Source organism: Paenibacillus sp. EKM10P (genome assembly GCF_011800655.1).
Lineage (GTDB): Bacteria > Bacillota > Bacilli > Paenibacillales > Paenibacillaceae > Paenibacillus > Paenibacillus polymyxa.
Genome location: NZ_JAALET010000001.1, coordinates 159,879 through 179,396, shown reverse-complemented (window position 1 = coordinate 179,396; position 19,518 = coordinate 159,879). Strand labels below are relative to the sequence as shown.

Genomic DNA, 19,518 nt, shown 5'->3' with positions numbered 1-19,518 from the left:
TTAGTCTATCGAAATCATCCATAAGAGTATAGCGCTTGTGGCGTCGTTTACACACTCAGATCAAATTTTGATTTTTTATATTCATAAGGGGTCTTACCCATAACTTCCTTAAAAGCTTTTCTAAAAGACTTCTCGTTGGGAAAGCCTGCCTCGTAAGAAATTTCTGTAAGTGACTTATTCGTTGTTTCCAATAAATCAATCGCCTTTTCCAAACAAAGAATTTGCTTGTACTCCGTAAACGTCTGACCTGTATATTCATGAAACATTCTCGACAAATAAGCCTCCGAATAGCCACATATTCGAGCTGTTTTCGCTAGGCTAATATTTTCAGCGTAATGTTCTTTAATAAAGTCCATGATCGTCTTTATCTTTTGCTGCTTTTCACTAAATACCTCCGGCTGTAGGTCTGCTGCCTGACTAAAATGATTAACAAGCAAATACTTAAGTTCAATAATTCGGCTTTGCTCTAAAATATAGTCATATTTCCCTTTGGAAATATGCAGGTTATATATATCCATAAATAACTCTCTTAATTTAGAAAGTATAGTATGTTCAACTTGTTGCTCTTGCGTGTTTAATTGGATGGATACTTGTTCATTGGAAAAAAAGGTAGCTGGAAATTGCAGTACAACGACCTGGTTTTCCGTAATACTTTGGGTGGAATGCGGTACATTGCTATTAATGAACAGTGCATCCTTTTCCATCAAAATGGTTATCTTTCCTTCATGCCACACCTTGAGACTTCCACTTGTACAATAAATTAATTCCATATTACTGTGAAAATGCATGGGGATGACTCTTTCTGTATCTGTCGATTGAAACATAAAGAGGTTAATCATTTTTCTTCTGTCTATTTCAATATGTTCATATATTTTCTTCATACGACACCTCATCAACCAGCTATGAGTAATCAACAGTAATTATATTCAGTCATATACTCTAATACTCATACTATACCGATAGTAAAATGCCTACACAAGCTGAAATCTCTTCAGCCGACTAAGACAAAAAAAGGCAGTTCTTCTCGCAAACGGAGAAATGAACAGCCTTTCCTTGCCTGCTTGTAGCTCTCAGGTAAAAGATAAGAATAAAGTTTTAATGATTGATTATGGTATCACATTCCTGCAACTGATAAATCTCAATTTCTCCTTCATTGTCTCCTGCTTCAAGCACCATACTGCGTTGTTCCGTATCTTCCAGGAAATAACGCAGAGAAAATACTTCCTCGCCTTCGTTCACAAAGATCTCCAGACTTGAGCTTTCTATAAATATTTGCATGCCTGCAACTTGACTGGCTAACGTTGCTTTTCTGTACTCTCTCTGGTTCGTCAACCAGTTGGTTCTCCATACGGTTAAACTGTTTTCTTCCAAATCATAGTCAATTTCCACCGCATTTCTGACTATCATTTTGAAGTTCTCTGTAAGCTTCGAAAAATGAACATTGCACTCCACCTGCAGGGAAGGCAGCAGCCAAACCCTATTTTTGTGAATGTTCTCCTTGGAATGTACACCGTCCATTCTTAGCAATTGTAATTCCGGCAATGGTTTCTGGTATAGCACACCGTTAGACAATACGATTTCTCTAGGAAGAGTCAGCGCATGAATCCAGCCTTCCTGAATGGTGGGAACAGCCCTCTCTGCTTCTTCATTCATGGCGCTCATCCATCCGAACATAATGGTTCTATTATTTACCTTGAATGATTGTGGCGCGTAGAAATCAAACCCCCGATCAAGCTCTTTAAAATGGGTAAGGTTTCCGTTGAATTTTCCTGTACTCGTTAATTTCCCAACAACATATCCCGATTGGTTAGGGTTTCTATAATATTCGCCTGCTTCTGGTAAGCCCTGAGGAGAGAACACAAAAATATCATTTTCCGCAAATTGAAGTAGATCAGGGCATTCCCACATATATCCGAATTCATGATCATGGTCCAAAAATGATCCTTGGCATTCCCAATCAGACAAATCTATAGATTTGTAGATAAGCGCATCTCCAGTCAAATCCTCTCTTTGAGCGCCAACGATCAGCCACCAGTTCCCGTTCCGATCTCTCCATACTTTCGGGTCTCGGACATGTCTGGTATAGCCTTGTGGATGTTCAAACAAAGGACCCATTTTCTCGAAATGCTCCCCATCTTCCGAAATGGCTACGCATTGATAGCTTTCTCGGACTCCATCTTCCCTGATTACATTTCCTGTGTAAAACAGATACAGCTTTTCATCATGGACTATGGCGCCTCCGGAATAAATGCCGTCCTTGTCATACCATTCCGAAGGCTCAAGCGCGATGCCTTTCCTTTGCCAATGCACCAGATCGCTCGAAACTACATGGCCCCAGCATTTATTTCGATGTTCGGTTCCTTTAGGGTTCCACTGATAGAACACATGATATTGTTGATTGAAAAAGGCAAGTCCATTAGGATCGTTTAATAGCCCGTAAGGAGGAGTAATATGATATTTAAGATGATAAGCGTCGCTTTTATTCATGTTTATCCTCCGGTAACAAAGTAAAACTAAAGCTTAACAAAATGTCCTGTGAGCTTGAACCGATATAAACCTCAAATTCACCTGGCTCACTCTTGTATTCCATTTCACGCCCATAAAATTTGAGCATGTCTTCATCAATTGAAAATTCCACAACTGTAGTCTCGCCACGTTGTAAAAATACTTTTCTAAAGTCTTTTAATTCTTTCACTGGCCTTGCAACACTTGCAAATTTATCGCGGATATATAATTGAATCGTTTCTTTTCCATCATACGTTCCAGTGTTGGATACAGAAATACGGATATCCACTGATTCATTTGTTTTTATTTCCTTTTGACTGACGGTTAATAGACTGTATTCAAATGAGGTATAAGATAAACCGTAGCCAAACGGATACAAGGGTTCGTTCACTTCATCAATATATCGGGACGCAAAGCGGTAAGATCCATTTTCCTTTAAATTCGGTCTCCCTGTATTCAGCTCATTGTAGTAGACCGGAATCTGACCGACGCTACGTGGAAAGGTCATTGCTAATTTCCCGGACGGATTTACTTTCCCATACAATATATTAGCCAGTGCTTCTCCGCCCATCGTTCCTGGATACCAGGCCTGAACTATAGCGTCAACCTTTTCAACAACATCGGTAAGGATCAAAGGTCTTCCACTATATACGATCAGAACGATCCTTTTGCCCAATAAGCTTAATTCATGAAGTAATCTCAATTGCGGCTCTGGCAGCGTCGGATTCGTTCGTGATCCACCTTCTCCGCTCTGATAAATACTTTCTCCCAAAGCAAGGACTATGACCTCTGCTTCATTTGCATGCCTAATGGCTTCTTGCAGTAGAACTTCCTCAGAGCTTGTTTCAATAGCCAGTTTGTCCGCATATTTATCGAAGGTTTCCCTTGCATCAAGAGGTAGCAGATAACTTCCTCTACATACCGAGAGATTGTCGGGGCCAACAAGCTGTAACAACCCCGTTTTCAAATTAATAGTGTCTGTCTGCTCTCCCTTGATCGCCCACATACCCAGGGTGGAATTTTCTTCTGCATAGGGACCCATTAAAGCTACCTTCGTTTCCTTTGACAATGGCAATACATTATTTTCGTTTTTCAGCAGCACAACGGATTCTTCTACCAAGGACAGTGCCGCTTGTTTATGTTCGTCTGACAGAATGCTGCTGGTTGAACGTTTAACGATTTCCTGTAATCCGCGGAACGGGTCCTCAAACAGCCCCAAATCATTTTTCAGCTGTAAGACACGGTATACAGCCTCATTCAGAAGCTCCAGCATATAGTCGTTACCAGATATTACATTCTTCAATTGATTAGCGTACACTGCCGTCTTCATATCCACATCCACACCCGCCAACAGTGCCAGCCTGGCGGCGGAAGTCTCATCTTCGGCATAACCATGCATGATTAACTCTTCAATAGCGGCGTAATCCGAGATCAATACACCGTCAAACTTCATTTCCTGTCTTAGTACGTCACGGTTAAGCCACTCGTTTCCAGTCGCAGGGATACCATTCAAGGTATTAAAAGCCGTCATGACAAGCTTGGCGCCCGCTTCTATTGCTGCTTGATATCCAGGTAAATAATATTCTCGCAATGCATGCTCCGATAGATCCACGGCATTGTATTCACGTCCCGCTACAGGTGCTCCATAAGCGGCAAAATGCTTGACACAAGCAGCAATTTTATTAGCTGGTACGGCTCCATCTTCCAAGTTGCTGCCCTGGATTCCCAGAACTACGCTTTGCGCATATTTCTGCGCCAGCAAGGTATCTTCTCCAGGCGATTCCATCACCCGCCCCCAGCGAGGATCTCTAACCATATCTACCATGGGGGAAAAGGTTACATGAATGCCTTCCTCGTAGCACTCCTGAGCAGCAATCGAAGCCGCATTCTCTATCCCCTCATAGTTCCAGCTACATGCTTGAGCGATCGGAATTGGGAAAATGGTTCGATAGCCATAGATAATATCCGCCATGAATAACAGTGGAATTTTATGAACCGATTTTTCCAAATAATCGGTTTGCAACCGGATTATTTTTTCCGGGTTGGTAATGTTTAATATGGAGCCCGTGTTATAAATATTATAGTCCGTGTTTAGCCCCAATTTTTTCAAAGGGCCCGTCACAACCGTATCCATGTCTCCTTCAAAAAAATCACCAGTCAGTTGGATGAGCTGGCCGATCTTCTCTTCTATTGAAAGACTGTTCAATTTCTCAAGCAATGTTTTGTTGTCCATGATTTTCTCCACCAAATTTTATTTATTCTCTATTTGTTCTCTATTTTTTCTTTAAATCCAAAGATCCACGTCAACGCAAATGCTACACCAAAACCGATTAAACAAACTAAAGCATACAGAAAAATTTGATTATTCAGATACAATAACAAGCCAGGTATAGCTGTAATCGACATGCCTGTGGCTTGAACATTAAAGATACGTGCGAAGAATCCTCCAACCGCTCCTCCAATCAAGCCCATCACGAATGGTTTACCATACCGAATGTTCACCCCAAAAATTGCCGGTTCTGTAATGCCCAGCAGTGCAGACACGGCAGAAGGATAGGCAATAGATTTGGTTTTTAATCTTTTCGATTTCAGGCCGACAGCTAACGCCGCACCTGCTTGTGCACAAATAGAGGCCGAGCTGATCGGGTTAACCATATTCCAGCCGCCATCCACCAGCATCTGTATTTCGATCAGGTTGAGCGCATGGTGCAGTCCGGTAACGACAATAATCTGATTAATGCCACCATAAATAAACCCGCCAATGCCAAATGGCAATTTTAAAATAGCTGTAACTGCCGATAATATTAAAACCTCTACTTCATGGAAGATGGGACCAATCACGAACAAGCCCAGTACCAGTGTGAGCAACAATGTCAGAAACGGTGTTAGAATCAAGTCCAATGCCTCTGGAACGGATTTTCTAATTCTTTTCTCCATCATCGCTCCCACGATCCCTATAATGAACGCCGGCAGAACGGAGCCCTGATAGCCTGCGATTTTGATGAAGCCCAAAAATAAAAGAGGTTCCTTCACATGTTGAGCGACATCCCAGGAAGTAGGTAAAGAAGGACTTACCAGCATGAGTCCGAGCAAAATTCCCAAGATCGGCGACCCGCCAAACACTCTGAATGCAGACCAGCAGACCAGCACGGGTAAAAATGCAAACGCGGTATCGGTCAGTATTTGCGTAAATAATATGAAATTCGCAGAAATATCATCCGGTGTAAGTCCAAATAACTGTAGCAGTGCAGGCTGAGTTACCAAGCCCCTAACTCCCATAAACAAGCCGGTAGCTACCAATGCAGGGATAATGGGAACGAATACATCCCCAAAAACCCGGATCATTCTTTTGAAAAAGTTGTCATCTTGCGTGGAGGCCTTCTCTTTCAGCTCTGCCTTTGATGTCGCAGATACGTTCTGGCCAACCATCGCTTCGTAAACTTTGTTCACGGTACCGGTTCCAAAAATAATTTGATATTGTCCGGAGGTAAAAAAGACCCCTTTTGCCTTATCAATATTTTCAATAAATTCATCATCAATAATATCCCTGTCTTTTACAATCAATCTCAACCGTGTAGCACAATGTGCCATAGAAATAATGTTGTCTTCTCCGCCAAGCCCTTTAATGACATCCTGGGCTATTTTAACGTATTCTTTCTCAAGACTCATCAGTCTTCTTCCTTTCCTCTGTTCCTCTTAGTTAGTCTGAACCTTTAAAACTTGGACTAATATGCTTCTTAAGAATAACATGACTGCGCTTTCAAACAGTGCGATTATTTTACTACATTAAGGTCAAATTTTGACCTTTTTATACCTTTGGCTATAAATAACTCCGAAAAATAGGCTTTATACTGGAACAAAAAATGCACCTTCAGAATGGGCACTGGATAACTTCATGGTTTATCCGGTGTATTCCAAAGGTGCACTTTTTATTGTCCTATTTGGTTACTTCGTGACTTTCAACTGAACACGATCAGCTGTATAGACAACCTTCACTTTATAGTTGCTCGGCAAACCTGCTACTTCGATGGAAGAAAATTCTCCGCTTCGTTTACCGTAGGTTAAAATGGTCGCACCGCTAGCTGGTACATATTTGTTAGCAAAATTCAGGCGTAATTTCCCGTTAAGTTGGGCGGTTCCCTTAATTTTGAGCACGTCATTTTTACTGCCCAGGTTGAGTTCAAGCTTGCCCTTGGCAGTTTGTTTGTAATTGCTGCCAACAATCAGCTTTCCAGCATTGTTTTTAAGAAGAGTCCCCCCGTTATTTGTAACTGTACCACTTCCGAAAGCTGTCTCCGAATTACCTTCAAGTATACCTTGATCGATCTGTGTACCACCGGAATACGTATTGCTACCCATAAGCTTCAACGTACCTGTTCCCTTTTTAATCAGCTTTCCAACACCAGAAATATGGTTGCGCCAGCGATCCAATGCATTGAAACCGCCTTTGGAAGCGTCCATATTCACCGTAACATTATTGGCAAAAGCACCGTAGCCGTCCGCAGCGGAAAACAGGTTCAAGCGTCCCCATCCTTCGGCATCGTCAAGCACAGGATAACCGGATGGAAGGCCTGTAGTGGCCAATACCCAACGGCGTTGTATGCTGTCAAGGTAAGGCTGACGTGTCTCCAACAGCACTTCAGCTCCCTTAGGTACTGTCATTGGCGTCGTGGTTGGGTTAATTTGATTAAATCCATACGTTAATCGTTCATTATAATTTTTTTTGTTCGTAGCATAATTGCTGAACCGATCTGGGGCAGTACCTTTTTGGGACAGCAATTGTTTATGAGCATCCTGGTAAGCTGCTTTCTTCAAGTTGCTATTGGCTGGATCAGACAGGATGGCAGCAGCCATCGCCGTTGCCATGACACGTCCTCCCATAACATCAAGCGGGGAATGCATGCCAGCAACAACACGGTTATTGCCCAGCTCCGAAGCTCGTGTCAGCAATTCCTGATAACGCTCCGGCATAGCATAGGCCATAGCAATAGAACTGAGATACGCAGCATTGGTATGACCGCTAGGAAAGCCGCCATCATTAGTAGCATCAGATTTGAGGGCAGGGATCAGACTTGGAACAACTACTGAATTGTCGCTCCAACGGAACGGACGAGGATAACTAAAGTAAGATTTGGCCGGGTTCGTCGTAGAGTAGTCCCCACGCAAGGTATTGACCAGATTCACGACGTTGCCGAGACTGGAGCTTATATCCCCTGCATTCGTTCCCTCATCTTCATATTTTTTAGTTGTGGCATCGGCCGGAACGTCGTTGATTGTTGTCGTGGCACCTGCCTTCTTTCGATATATATCAGTCAGCGAACCCAGACCGTCGATTACACTGTAGCTCTGATTTCGGCGGTCGTCCAAATAAGCCGCATCGGCCTCACTGGAAGTGCGACGGGCAGCAATATCAATCACTTTTTGAATATTAGCGTCCAGTACACTGCTGTTTAGTTTGGTCCCTGTGTCCCAGGTAGCGCCAGGAGTCCAAAGCTTATTAAATTCAGAGAGCAACCCGAGAGTCGGATTGGTGCTTTCCGTCTTATTAGCAGCACTATTATTTTTGTAATGATCTACGAAATATCCCCATGACGGTTCTGTTGGAGTTACTGTTGTTGGCAAGGTTGCTGCACTCGCGAAATTTCCACCCAGAGAACCTAGAAGTAATGGTACAGATAATAATGCAACTGATAGTGGTTTTCTTAGCAATTTCATTCTCAAATCAGATCCTCTCTTTTCTTGTGCCCTTCATCCTGTTTCTACGGAGCTATTATCTATACAACAAGTTGTATGACATAAAGAATCATATCTTAAGTTTGTTAAATAAAGAGCCTAGTTTTGTTAAATTCTTCTTGCTTATTTATATGTAAGAGGAATATCAACAACATTCAACCGAGAACCAACTCATGCATGTTAGAGAGTAAAATGATAAGTAAAGGATATCTTATACAGATACCATACACTCAGAGCGAGATAATCTGTTGTAAATTAAAGGATCGAGCAATAAAGAGTATCCAGCAGGATAGGCAAGCAGCGATGAGTAAATAGGGACTTTATCCCACTTTCAGCCATTTGCTGCAAATGGATTGCTTCCTATATCTTAAAATATACATACATACCCGGAGGTTGCCATGACTACTAAATCTGCTACAAAAAAAGAAACGGGCCAATCGCTCCCCCTCCAGGGGCCGCAAGCGAAAGGTACCGTTTTTGCGATTCTGATTGCCATCAGTTTCGTCCATCTGTTCAATGACTCGATTCAATCGGTCATTCCAGCGATCTTTCCGATCCTGAAGGAATCTATGAGTCTGAGCTACACGCAGATCGGCTGGATTTCATTCGCCATCAACTTTACAGCTTCGATCATGCAGCCTGTCATTGGCTTGTTTTCGGACAAACGACCTACGCCCGCTATCCTTCCCATCGGTATGGGCTTTACGCTGACCGGCATGCTGCTGCTCGCCTATGCTGCCGATTATAAAGCGGTGCTAATCGCAGTCATCTTCGTAGGTCTGGGCTCAGCTGCCTTTCACCCGGAAGGCTCGCGCGTGTCCCATATGGCGGCAGGATCACGCCGGGGATTGGCACAATCCATTTTCCAGGTTGGCGGCAATGCAGGTCAATCGCTGGCACCGATGCTCACAAGCTGGATTTTTATTCCGTTGGGGCAATTTGGCGCTATTTGGTTCACAGGTATTGCGGCAGCCGGGATTGTAGTGCAATCATTCATTGCTCGCTGGTACGGTAACGTCCTCCGTACAGAAGGCATTGCACGCAAAAAAGCGGCGACACGCCGCATGAAGCCCGAAGTGCGCAGCCGGATTATGTTTGCCATGATTGTCCTCATTCTGCTGGTATTTGTCCGTTCGTGGTATTCAACCTCGGTGGGAAGCTACTATTCGTTTTACCTGATGGAAGTATTTAAAATGCCATTGGCGGATGCACAGCTGTACATTTTCCTGTTCCTCGGGGCTGGAGCGCTAGGTACCTTCTTTGGTGGTCCGCTGGCAGACCGTTTTGGCAAGCGCAATATGATTTTTCTGTCCATGGTATTAGCTGCACCATTGGCGCTGCTGCTGCCTTATGCCAACCAATTCTGGACGGCGATCCTGCTGGCGATTATTGGATTTATTATGTTGTCCAGCTTTTCGGTCACAGTCGTATATGCACAGATGCTCGTGCCTGGCAAAATCGGGACGGTGTCCGGTCTCATTACTGGCCTGGCCTTTGGCCTTGGCGGTGTGGGTGCACTCGTGCTTGGCAACTGGATCGACAAAGTAGGCATCACCAACATTATGTTCCTATGCGGCTTTTTGCCACTGCTCGGCATTTTAACCTTCTTACTTCCTACAGACAAAACCCTGAATCGCTGGGCGGAAGAAAATGGAGCCGAAGTGTAATAGGCTGACGTGCGGCGGCCAACTAGGCCGCTGCACACCTTTATAGCAAAGGTTTCAATCCATTCTCTTCTTCTGCCAAACGCATCAAAATACGGCGCTTCCGATATAGCATTTTCCCTGCTTCAGCTACGTCACTAATCGCGCTTCGATTGGCAATGGAGCCAAACAAAATGCCCGCAATCGGGACCATTTGCAGCAGCTTTTTCCATCCAAACTGATCACGATAGGTGTTAATGACCTCTTTCCAACCCTGCATCTGGGAAAAAACCTGTGCCTGACGTGAAGGATCATCGAACAAGGCCAGTTCCTCTAATACAGCTTTCTTCCCCACAATATCAGATGAAGCGAATTGCATACATTTAATAATAAAAATGCGCTCCTGCTTATCATGGGGGTTAAACCCATAGCACAAAGCGATTTCCTGAAGCACTTTGAGTGACAAGCCAAGCAAAATAGGGATATCCGCCGCAATCGTAAACACACCGCCAATTCCCGTGGTTGCTCCCTGAGCGGTGGCAAAGGTAATGCGACCCGACGTCATCTCGTCCGCAGTCTGATCCATGATCGTTAGTGGGAGCTCAGCCGCCTGCTTCAAATCCCACGTGGATTCCTCACTATGCTCCGCATCTGCGTTTTCCCCGGAATGGGGCTGATTCTCCGTATCCAAGGCTGAAGCTGCACTATTTTGCTGAATCATATATTCACGGGCCGTCTTGTTCAGCTTACTCAGGACTGTTTCTTCTTTCACCAAATATTTGCCACCATTTTGAATGAAGCTACCCATCTCGTTAAGCAGCTGCTCCAGCTTGTCCTTAATGATTTTGGGCGTCAGCCGATCCAACAGCATAAAGGGCCATCTGCCGATTTTTTCCCAGAAAAAAATATCCTTCTGCTCCTTCTCCCACTTTTCAATCTGCTTCAGCTCTTGGTGCAATACATCCTGACTTTCCCGATATTCTATAAGCGGCTTCATAAGCGTAGACGTCTCCTTTTGACTATGCTAGTTTATGTATGGATAATACGTAAGTAAGGCGAGTTCAGGTTTCTTTTTTTAGCAAACGAGATGTATAGTAAGTTAAAATTCGTACAGATCGGAGTGTAATGATGAATAATGTAGGGCTTGTCCCTTACCATTGTGAGCATGATGCGATTTTACATACCTTTTATTTGCCCGATGAGCAGAAGCAATTTACTGGAATGCCAGCTGAAATGCTGGCACTGGCCAAGGAAGACCCACACCGCCATCCAGTCGTGATTACGGCTACTGGAAGGCCGGTTGGATTTTTCATTTTATACGATGGAGATGAATTAGCAGACTATACGAATACTTCTGAGGCACTGCTGCTGCGTGCGTTTTCTATTCATTATGCAGATCAGGGACAAGGGTTTGCTAAACAAGGACTGCTTCTGTTACCACAGTTCATCTCTACACACTTTCCACATATTCGCGAGATTGTACTAGGCGTCAATGCCCGTAATCTTTCTGCCCAAAGTCTATATCTCAAATGCGGCTTTATCGATGAAGGTAACACTAAAATGGGACAACACGGCTTGCAGCATATTTTTAAAATGAGCCTATAACACTGACTTCAATAGCCCTCGTAAACAAAAGCTTTCGGAACAAAATGCCGAAAGCTTTTATCATTAAATTTCGCCAATGGAAAAGCTCAATTTGTAGTTACCAAACTTCGTAAGTTCATCCAGCATGGTATTTAACTCTGACTGTGATGACATGCGCACCCGCATCCAATAACAGCCCTCCCCACTTACCCGATGGATTTCGACAATAGAGGAATGCTCCCGTGCAAAAGTCTGAAAAGCACTGTGAGTCGTTCCTGAATTCAGAAAAACCGTAATAAAGGCATGAATCGTCTGCCCAATTTTCTCCGGGTTCCAGCGTAGTGTATAGCCCTCAATAATACCTGCATCCTGCATTTTTCGAACACGCGCCCCTACTGCTTGGCCTGTCAAATGAACTAGCTGACCGATCTCCTTATGCGTTAAAGAGCTGTCTTCAATTAAATGATGAAGAATACGCAGGTCGGTCTCATCAGGTACGAATAGTTCCATAGTTATTTTTCCTTTCATGATGAAACGAGAATACTGGTTTTCCTTTCAGCAGGCCGTAGCCTGCATCTGCTTGCGTCAGATATGATTGTAGCAGAAACAAAGAACGGCCGAAAATACATTCGGTCAAAAAAACATTTACGATCAAAGGAGCTTCCATATATGAATATCACACTAATCCGCAACGCAACCTTATGGATCGAATACGCAGGAGTAAAATTTCTGATTGATCCGATGCTGAGTGATGCTGGCCTAAATCCACCAGTTCCCAATACGGAAAACACTCTCCGCAATCCGCTGGTTCCCTTGCCACCACAATGGCAAACGCTTGGACAGCCTGACGTTGTCATCGTCACGCATTTGCATCCAGACCATTGGGACCCGGCAGCAGTACGCTGGCTGGACAAACAGCTTCCCGTCTTCTGCCAGCCCGGAAATGAAGAACAAATCATGGCTGACGGTTTTACACAGGTTACTCCGATTTCGGTGGCTGTTTCTGTCGGAGAAATTGAGATCAACCGTACTGCTGGACATCACGGTACCGGAGAAATCGGGGAACAGATGGGACCCGTATCCGGCTTTGTATTTCAGGCTCCAGGTGAGCCTGTCGTCTACGTGGCCGGGGATACCATTTGGTGCAGTGAAGTCGCGGAAGCACTGGATAAATACCGCCCAGACTGGACGATCGTAAACGCTGGAGGAGCGCGGTTTACAGTGGGCGATCCCATTATTATGACTGCCCAAGATGTAACAGCTGTTGCACAGCATGCTCCTTACACCCAAGTCGTTGCTGTCCATATGGAAGCCATCAACCATTGTGTACTGACTCGCTCCGAGCTTACGGAACATATCCATCGTGAAGGTCTGGAGAAGCGTGTCCATATTCCGGCAGATGGAGCGACGATTTCGGCATAAGACGATAATTCCCGATTCACCGTTTGCGCCTATTTCGAATATATTGGATTTCAAAACGCCTAAAAGAAGGGATTATTCAATGAATTGGCAATATCAGCATCCTTATTATGGTACAGAAACCCAATGTAAAGAAGTTCCGATTGCTTTTCCTCCCCAGCATCAATATAGACAGCCGGGGTTGGAATACCTGGTGGTTCCACGCCCTATCTTTGATAATCCAAAGTATATCGGTACGGGAAAGCTTCAGGATCGGGTGGCGATTATTAGCGGCGGGGACAGTGGCATTGGTCGCGCGGTTGCAGTCGCATTTGCCAAGGAAGGGGCCGATGTGGTCATTGCCTATCTCGATGAGCATCGAGATGCGATGGAGACCCGTGATGTCATTCACCGGCTTGGCCGACGTTGCTTGCTAATTCCAGGTGATCTAAGGCTTAGAAGCAACTGCTGTCTGGTTGTTCAAAAAACGATGGAAACCTTCGGTCGTATTGATATCCTCATTAATAATATGGGTGTTCAGTTTGTGCGCGAATCCTATCTGGATATCAGTGAGCAGCAGCTTCGTGATACGTTTGATACGAATATTATTTCCTTCTTCCATATGACTACAGAAGCCTTGCCGTATATGCGGGCTGGGGCCAGCATCGTCAATACGGCATCGGTTACGGCCTATGTTGGGCAAAAAAATATGATTGACTATTCAGCTACCAAAGGAGCCATTGTCAGCTTCACGCGCGCTTTGGCTAATAATCTGGTCGATCAGGGTATTCGCGTGAATGCCATTGCTCCCGGTCCGATCTGGACTCCGCTGAATCCGGCCACACAGTCGCCTGAAGTCATTCGCACCTTTGGCAGCAATACGCCGATGAAGCGTGCCGGGCAGCCTTATGAATTGGCCCCTGCCTATGTGCTGTTGGCTTCAGATGACGGCTCTTACATTACGGGCCAGACGCTGCATGTAAACGGCGGACAAATGGTGACGACTTAGTTGGGTTAGCTAATAGCCATAAAACCTAACAAAGCAAAAACCTCCAGCATCCACAGTTTCAAGTGGGACTGGAGGTTTGCTTATTTTACAATGTTGAATATAAGCTTAAACTGATCTTTTGTTTTTGTTGTAAATATCGAAGGCAACCGCCAGCAGCAGTACCAAGCCCTTGATCCCTTGCTGCCAGTCAATCCCCAGGCCGATCAGAGACATACCGTTATTCAGTACGCCCATAACCAAACCACCGATAATCGCTCCAAAAACCGTGCCGATCCCGCCCGACGCCGAAGCTCCACCAATAAAGCAAGCTGCGATGGCATCCAGCTCAAAGTTCGTGCCCGCTCTCGGCGTAGCCGCGTTCAGACGTGCAGCAAAGATGAGACCAGAAATGGCAGCCAGTACGCCCATGTTGACAAATACCCAGAATGTTACTTTTTTCGTTTTGACACCAGACAGGCCCGCTGCCTTTTCATTTCCACCCAGCGCATACACATGGCGCCCCATAACCGTGCGGTTCATGACGAAGGAGTATACCACGATCAGGATGAACAGCAGGACGAGAATGTTCGGAATCCCCGCATAGCTCGCGAGCATGAAGGTGAACAGATTAATCACAGCAGCCACCACGATCAATTTGAGTACAAATAACACCTGTGACGGAACCTCAAATCCATATTTAAGCTGAGAGCGGCGTTCGCGAATTTCGTTCACGATAAACCATACCGTAAGTGCAATGCCGACAATGATGGATACCAGGTTATAACCGGTAGATGAAAAATCCGGCAGGAAGCCTGAACTGATTTTCTGGAATCCCCCCGGAAAAGGAGAGATCGATTGGCCTTCCAGCACGATCATTGTCAATCCGCGGAAGAGCAGCATCCCCGCCAAGGTAACGATAAATGCCGGAATCCGTACATAAGCGACCCAGAACCCTTGCCATGCCCCAATTAACGCTCCGACCAGCAAAGCTGCAATCACAGCGACCCACGCTGGAAGCTGCCAATCGACCATCATAATGGCGGCAACCGCACCGACAAAAGCGGCTATGGAGCCGACGGACAAGTCAATGTGCCCAGTGATGATAACCAGCACCATCCCGATCGCTAGTACGAGAATGTAGCTATTTTGCAGAATCAGATTGGTAATATTAATCGGCTTCAATAGCAGGCCGCCTGTCAGCACCTCGAACAAAATCATAATGACGACCAGCGCAATCATCATGCCATATTGGCGGATGTTATTTTTAAATAGTTTAGTTATGGTTTCCATGCTTCACGCCTCCTGACTTGGTCATATATCTCATCAACGTTTCCTGCGAAGCGTCCTCACGGCTAACCTCTCCGGTGATCCGCCCGGCATTCATAACATAAATCCGGTCACACAAGCCCAGTACCTCTGGCAGCTCGGACGAAATAACCAGTACCCCCTTGCCTTCAGCGGCAAGACGATGAATAATCGTATAAATTTCGTATTTGGCACCCACATCTATGCCGCGCGTCGGTTCATCCAGAATCAGAATATCCGGTCCGGCAAAAATCCATTTGCTCAGTACTACTTTTTGCTGGTTGCCGCCACTTAGATTACCGGTTTTCTGTAAAATACTCGGCGCTTTGATGTTCATGCTTTTTTTCATTTCCTCTGCAACGACGACTTCCTCCTGCTCATTAACTACAGCGCCCTTTGCCAGCTTGTTCAGACCGGTCAACGAAATATTGCGCTTGATATCATCCATTAAAATGAGACCGTACTCCTTGCGGTCCTCCGTCACATAGGCAAAGCCATTGTTAATGGCGTCCGTAACCGTGTTGTTCTGGATCGGCTTGCCGTCCTTAATCAGTTGACCCGAGATGTTGCGTCCGTATGACTTGCCAAAGATGCTCATCGCCAGCTCGGTCCGTCCCGCCCCCATCAGCCCGGCAATGCCGACAATTTCACCGCGGCGAATGTTCAGATTCACCTGATCCAGCACCTTGCGGTCTGCATGATGCTCGTGATACACCGTCCAGTCCTTCACTTCCAACACGACTTTGCCAATCTCGGCATGACGTTCTGGATAACGGCTGGTCAGATCGCGTCCAACCATCCCGCTAATGATCCGATCCTCCGTGACCTCATCCTTTTTCATATCCAGCGTCTCAATCGTCTTCCCATCCCGCAAAATCGTAATTGAATCCGATACCTTTGCGACCTCATTCAGCTTGTGGGAGATCAGAATGCAGGAAATGCCCTGTTTTTTAAATTCCAGCATCAAATTAAGCAGATTTTCACTATCATCCTCATTCAAGGCCGCTGTTGGTTCATCCAGAATAAGCAGCTTTACCTTTTTAGAGAGCGCTTTCGCAATTTCGACCAGTTGTTGCTTGCCGACCCCGATGTTCGTAACCAAGGTATTGGGGTTTTCACTCAACCCGACCTTGGACAGTAGCTCGCGTGTCCCGACAAAAGTCTCTTTCCAATCAATCACGCCACCGCTGGCGCGTTCGTTGCCCAGATAAATATTTTCTGCAATCGAGAGATACGGGATCAATGCCAGTTCCTGATGGATAATGACGATGCCCAATTCCTCGCTCTGCTTGATATCCTTGAACTCACACGTTTTGCCCTGGAAAATAATATCCCCTTCGTAGGTTCCATGTGGATATACACCACTCAGTACCTTCATCAGCGTCGATTTGCCCGCCCCGTTCTCGCCACACAGCGAATGAATCTCGCCTTCCTTGACCTTGAGATTCACATTTTCCAATGCCTTTACGCCAGGAAAGGTTTTGGTAATTCCCTTCATTTCCAAAATGATTCCAGTCATGGGATACGCTCCTTTCGGTTGGATTCTTACTCTTATTTCAGTCCGATTTGTTCTTTGGTGTAATAGTGACTGCCGACAATATCCTTCTCTACATTCGTCCGATCCACCGAGATTGGATCAAGCAAGTACGCAGGCACTATCTTTTTACCGTTGTTATAGGATTTAACGTCATTCACTTCCGCTTGCTTGCCTTGTAAAATGCTATTGGCCATCACAACTGTTTGCTCAGCCAGCTTGCGGGTGTCCTTAAATATGGTTTGTGTCTGCTCACCAGCCACAATGGACTTGATCGAAGCCAGCTCTGCATCCTGTCCCGTAATGATCGGCAGCGGCTTGCTCGCTGTTCCGTATCCGACCCCTTTCAGGGATGAAATGATACCGATGCTAATGCCGTCATACGGAGAGAGCACCGCATCCAGATTGGCCCCTGAATAGTAGGCACTCAGCAGATTATCCATCCGCGACTGCGCCAAAGCTCCATCCCATCGCAGTGTAGCGATCTGCGCCATCGTCATCTGCTTGCTGCGCACGACCAGCTTACCGGAATCAATGTATGGCTTAAGTACGGACATCGCACCATTAAAGAAGAAGTATGCGTTATTGTCATCCGGTGAACCACCGAACAGCTCGATATTGAAAGGGCCTTTGCCTTCCTTGAGTCCCAGCTTTTTCTCAATATATGCTGCCTGTAGTACGCCCACCTTGAAGTTATCAAAGGTCGCATAATACGTCAGATACGGTGTGTTGCGAATCAGACGGTCATAAGAAATGACCTGAATGCCTCGGTCGTGTGCCTTCTGAATCACATCCGTCAGCGTGTTTCCGTCGACCGAAGCGATTACCATAACATTGACACCCTTGGTGATCATATTTTCGATTTGGGAGATTTGATTTTCCACTACGTCCTCGGCGTACTGTAAATCCGTTTTATAGCCTTGCTCCTGAAACAACCGAACCATATTCTCCCCGTCTCCTACCCAACGCTCGGACGATTTGGTCGGCATGGAAATACCCACATAGCCTTTTTCCTTGCTGCCCGTTCCACTCTCCGCCAGATTACAGGCCGAGAGCATCAGGGCCAAAACCAGAAGCCAAACAACAACAGCTCCCTTTTTCATATGAAGTTCCCCTTTCCTCATGTGATGCAGGTCATTTGAAGGTAAGGATTTTGCAAAATCCTCAGGTCATTGCTGATTAGACTAGAAGTTAGATAGCGCTTACATAAGTGAGGCGATGAGCACCTCTCTTTTTTTATGTGCAAACACATGGTATCATTCCAGGCCGGGGAAGGTCTTTGCAGGTTTTGAACTTTTTTTATAAAATTTTAACCTTTGTGGTGGGGGAGGTATTACTTAATGACGTTAAGCTTCGTCGACATCAATTAAGAACACCCGCTCCTGGAATCCGCCTCGTGCCTCGGCTTTGTCCGCCCGCAGCTTGTCCAGCTCGGGTACATTCGCTCCATGTACTTCTGCCAGCGCTCGGATGACTTCGAGCATATCCGCTAGTTCTTCCAGCGCATCCTGATCTTTGTCCGCTGCAAAATATTCCTCAGTCTCTTCACGAAGCTTCGTTCGCAGTTCCTGCTTATACTCCTCTAGGTCCAAAATGCGTGTCCGACATTCCTTACCCTGAGACATAATGATATGCGGGATCCGATCCCGCACCAGCTTGTTGTATGTAGGCATTTCAAATAACACCCTTTCTGATATGAAGAATAAAAAATTTTAACAATTTAATTGAACGGGTTTTCTTTAAAAATAGACGGATACCGCTTAGACGGATCAGCTACGATCCGTTGTGACAGAGACTCTAGAATAGAGTCTGTTTTATAAAGCAACATGTCTACTTCCTCCTGTTTCATCGTCTCCTTGGATGGATCATCCTCTCCTGAAACCAGATAATGCACGGTGCCCATAAACAGTACCATATCTAAACAAGGCTCCGCATCCGAGCGAATTAGCCTGAGCAGATCGTTCATGGATAGGCTGATGGATAAAGGCATGATTTGATTTCGATGTACATAGATGGCCTTCGCCATAGAAAACATGGCGCGATCACAAAGAATGAGGCAATTTAGCCATTGATTATGATCACGCATCATCTGGGCAAGCTGCATTTGGTATTGGGCAAGCTTTTGAAAATCCATCATGCAATTCAATATGTGGGTGTCACTATACTTAGGCAATTTGAAATCAGCTTCACTATGTAGTTGGTTGCTTAAGGAGTAGTGTTTCATGGGGGAATCAACTCCTGATTTAGAATTTCATAAATAAGGGTTTTGCAAAATCCTGAAACAAATGTGAGCAACGTAGCATATCATTAGACCACTAAAATGTATAATTTTCTAGCTATCGGACAAGCTTCATAATGAATATTACTATATAGTAGTTTTTAATTCAATTTACTTACTAACGCATATTAATTAGATGTAACTCTTTCTCTACACTTCTAACTATAGAGAGGTGTATTCATGTCAGAACTATTAGAATTAGTCGGCACACGTATTCGAGATATTCGAAAGTCTAAAGGGCTTTCCCAAGAAGCTTTAGCCGAAAAAGCAGGTTTCAATTCGAGTTATATTGGTTTCATTGAGCGTGCGGAGAGAAATATATCTTTGAAAAATCTGGAGAAAATAGCGAAGGCATTGAACGTGGGCGTCTATCAATTGCTTACATATGTGAAGGAAAATGATGAGCTTACCGAAGAAGATTCGAGTATAAAAGCCATTTTGTCTCTCCTAAGAACTCGTGAAACCAAAGATACTGAGCTGGCCTTAAAGATTCTTACGGATATATTTATTAGAATGGATGAACGATGAAACAAAAAAAAGGAACTGCACT

The 19,518-nt window shown here is 45.0% G+C and carries 17 protein-coding genes; 5 read left to right on the top strand and 12 right to left on the bottom strand.

Annotated features, from left to right (window positions below; all coding sequences use genetic code 11):
• Positions 1 to 47 precede the first annotated feature (47 nt).
• The 5 genes from HFE01_RS00700 to HFE01_RS00680 all read right to left on the bottom strand — a co-directional run bounded on the left by HFE01_RS00700 (position 48) and on the right by HFE01_RS00680 (position 8,220).
• Positions 48 to 881, bottom strand: a complete 834-nt coding sequence (locus HFE01_RS00700; RefSeq protein ID WP_167438303.1) for an AraC family transcriptional regulator — start codon at positions 879 to 881, stop codon at positions 48 to 50.
• 214 nt (positions 882 to 1,095) lie between these two features.
• On the bottom strand, positions 1,096 to 2,487 hold the full coding sequence (locus HFE01_RS00695) for a glycoside hydrolase family 32 protein (protein WP_167438304.1): 1,392 nt from the start codon (positions 2,485 to 2,487) through the stop codon (positions 1,096 to 1,098).
• The gene (bglX, locus tag HFE01_RS00690) at positions 2,480 to 4,738 is read right to left on the bottom strand and encodes a beta-glucosidase BglX (protein WP_167438305.1); all 2,259 of its coding nucleotides are present in this window, start codon (positions 4,736 to 4,738) and stop codon (positions 2,480 to 2,482) included. Before bglX ends, HFE01_RS00695 begins: the two co-directional genes overlap by 8 nt.
• Before the next feature lie 29 nt (positions 4,739 to 4,767).
• Complete coding sequence (locus tag HFE01_RS00685; protein WP_017426394.1) at positions 4,768 to 6,174, bottom strand: sucrose-specific PTS transporter subunit IIBC; 1,407 nt, start codon at positions 6,172 to 6,174, stop codon at positions 4,768 to 4,770.
• A 276-nt stretch (positions 6,175 to 6,450) separates the two neighbouring features.
• On the bottom strand, positions 6,451 to 8,220 hold the full coding sequence (locus tag HFE01_RS00680) for an acid phosphatase (RefSeq protein WP_167438306.1): 1,770 nt from the start codon (positions 8,218 to 8,220) through the stop codon (positions 6,451 to 6,453).
• A 416-nt stretch (positions 8,221 to 8,636) separates the two neighbouring features.
• Between HFE01_RS00680 and HFE01_RS00675 the strand changes: the two genes are divergently transcribed.
• Complete coding sequence (locus HFE01_RS00675; RefSeq protein ID WP_019686352.1) at positions 8,637 to 9,905, top strand: MFS transporter; 1,269 nt, start codon at positions 8,637 to 8,639, stop codon at positions 9,903 to 9,905.
• Between the two features lie 40 nt (positions 9,906 to 9,945).
• On the opposite strand, the gene HFE01_RS00670 is transcribed toward HFE01_RS00675, so the two are convergent.
• A complete protein-coding gene (locus HFE01_RS00670; RefSeq protein WP_167438307.1) occupies positions 9,946 to 10,878 on the bottom strand; it encodes an EcsC family protein in 933 nt (310 codons plus the stop codon).
• 131 nt (positions 10,879 to 11,009) lie between these two features.
• Here HFE01_RS00670 and HFE01_RS00665 point away from each other — a divergent pair, with 131 nt between their 5' ends.
• Positions 11,010 to 11,486: a GNAT family N-acetyltransferase gene (locus HFE01_RS00665; protein WP_080942658.1), complete on the top strand. Its 477-nt coding sequence runs from the start codon at positions 11,010 to 11,012 to the stop codon at positions 11,484 to 11,486.
• A gap of 63 nt (positions 11,487 to 11,549) precedes the next feature.
• Here the strand turns inward: HFE01_RS00665 and HFE01_RS00660 are convergent, their stop codons facing one another.
• The gene (locus HFE01_RS00660; RefSeq protein ID WP_017426389.1) at positions 11,550 to 11,975 is read right to left on the bottom strand and encodes an Lrp/AsnC family transcriptional regulator; all 426 of its coding nucleotides are present in this window, start codon (positions 11,973 to 11,975) and stop codon (positions 11,550 to 11,552) included.
• Between the two features lie 159 nt (positions 11,976 to 12,134).
• Here HFE01_RS00660 and HFE01_RS00655 point away from each other — a divergent pair, with 159 nt between their 5' ends.
• Positions 12,135 to 12,887, top strand: coding sequence for an MBL fold metallo-hydrolase (locus HFE01_RS00655; RefSeq protein ID WP_153794291.1), 753 nt, complete (start codon positions 12,135 to 12,137; stop codon positions 12,885 to 12,887).
• A 79-nt stretch (positions 12,888 to 12,966) separates the two neighbouring features.
• Positions 12,967 to 13,872, top strand: a complete 906-nt coding sequence (locus HFE01_RS00650) for a glucose 1-dehydrogenase (protein WP_040101954.1) — start codon at positions 12,967 to 12,969, stop codon at positions 13,870 to 13,872.
• Positions 13,873 to 13,977: 105 nt separating this feature from the next.
• Here HFE01_RS00650 and mmsB read toward each other — a convergent pair whose 3' ends face one another.
• The 5 genes from mmsB to HFE01_RS00625 all read right to left on the bottom strand — a co-directional run bounded on the left by mmsB (position 13,978) and on the right by HFE01_RS00625 (position 18,914).
• Positions 13,978 to 15,141, bottom strand: coding sequence for a multiple monosaccharide ABC transporter permease (gene mmsB / locus HFE01_RS00645; RefSeq protein WP_016821349.1), 1,164 nt, complete (start codon positions 15,139 to 15,141; stop codon positions 13,978 to 13,980).
• Complete coding sequence (mmsA, locus tag HFE01_RS00640; RefSeq protein ID WP_019686346.1) at positions 15,125 to 16,675, bottom strand: multiple monosaccharide ABC transporter ATP-binding protein; 1,551 nt, start codon at positions 16,673 to 16,675, stop codon at positions 15,125 to 15,127. Before mmsA ends, mmsB begins: the two co-directional genes overlap by 17 nt.
• Positions 16,676 to 16,707: 32 nt before the next feature.
• The gene (gene chvE, locus HFE01_RS00635) at positions 16,708 to 17,793 is read right to left on the bottom strand and encodes a multiple monosaccharide ABC transporter substrate-binding protein (RefSeq protein WP_019686345.1); all 1,086 of its coding nucleotides are present in this window, start codon (positions 17,791 to 17,793) and stop codon (positions 16,708 to 16,710) included.
• Positions 17,794 to 18,036: 243 nt separating this feature from the next.
• Positions 18,037 to 18,363 (bottom strand): nucleoside triphosphate pyrophosphohydrolase, encoded by a 327-nt coding sequence (locus HFE01_RS00630; RefSeq protein WP_064795514.1) that lies wholly within the window; start codon positions 18,361 to 18,363, stop codon positions 18,037 to 18,039.
• A 47-nt stretch (positions 18,364 to 18,410) separates the two neighbouring features.
• Complete coding sequence (locus HFE01_RS00625) at positions 18,411 to 18,914, bottom strand: hypothetical protein (RefSeq protein WP_167438308.1); 504 nt, start codon at positions 18,912 to 18,914, stop codon at positions 18,411 to 18,413.
• A gap of 234 nt (positions 18,915 to 19,148) precedes the next feature.
• On the opposite strand from HFE01_RS00625, the gene HFE01_RS00620 reads away from it, so the two are divergent.
• The gene (locus HFE01_RS00620) at positions 19,149 to 19,496 is read left to right on the top strand and encodes a helix-turn-helix domain-containing protein (protein WP_016821354.1); all 348 of its coding nucleotides are present in this window, start codon (positions 19,149 to 19,151) and stop codon (positions 19,494 to 19,496) included.
• Positions 19,497 to 19,518 lie beyond the last annotated feature (22 nt).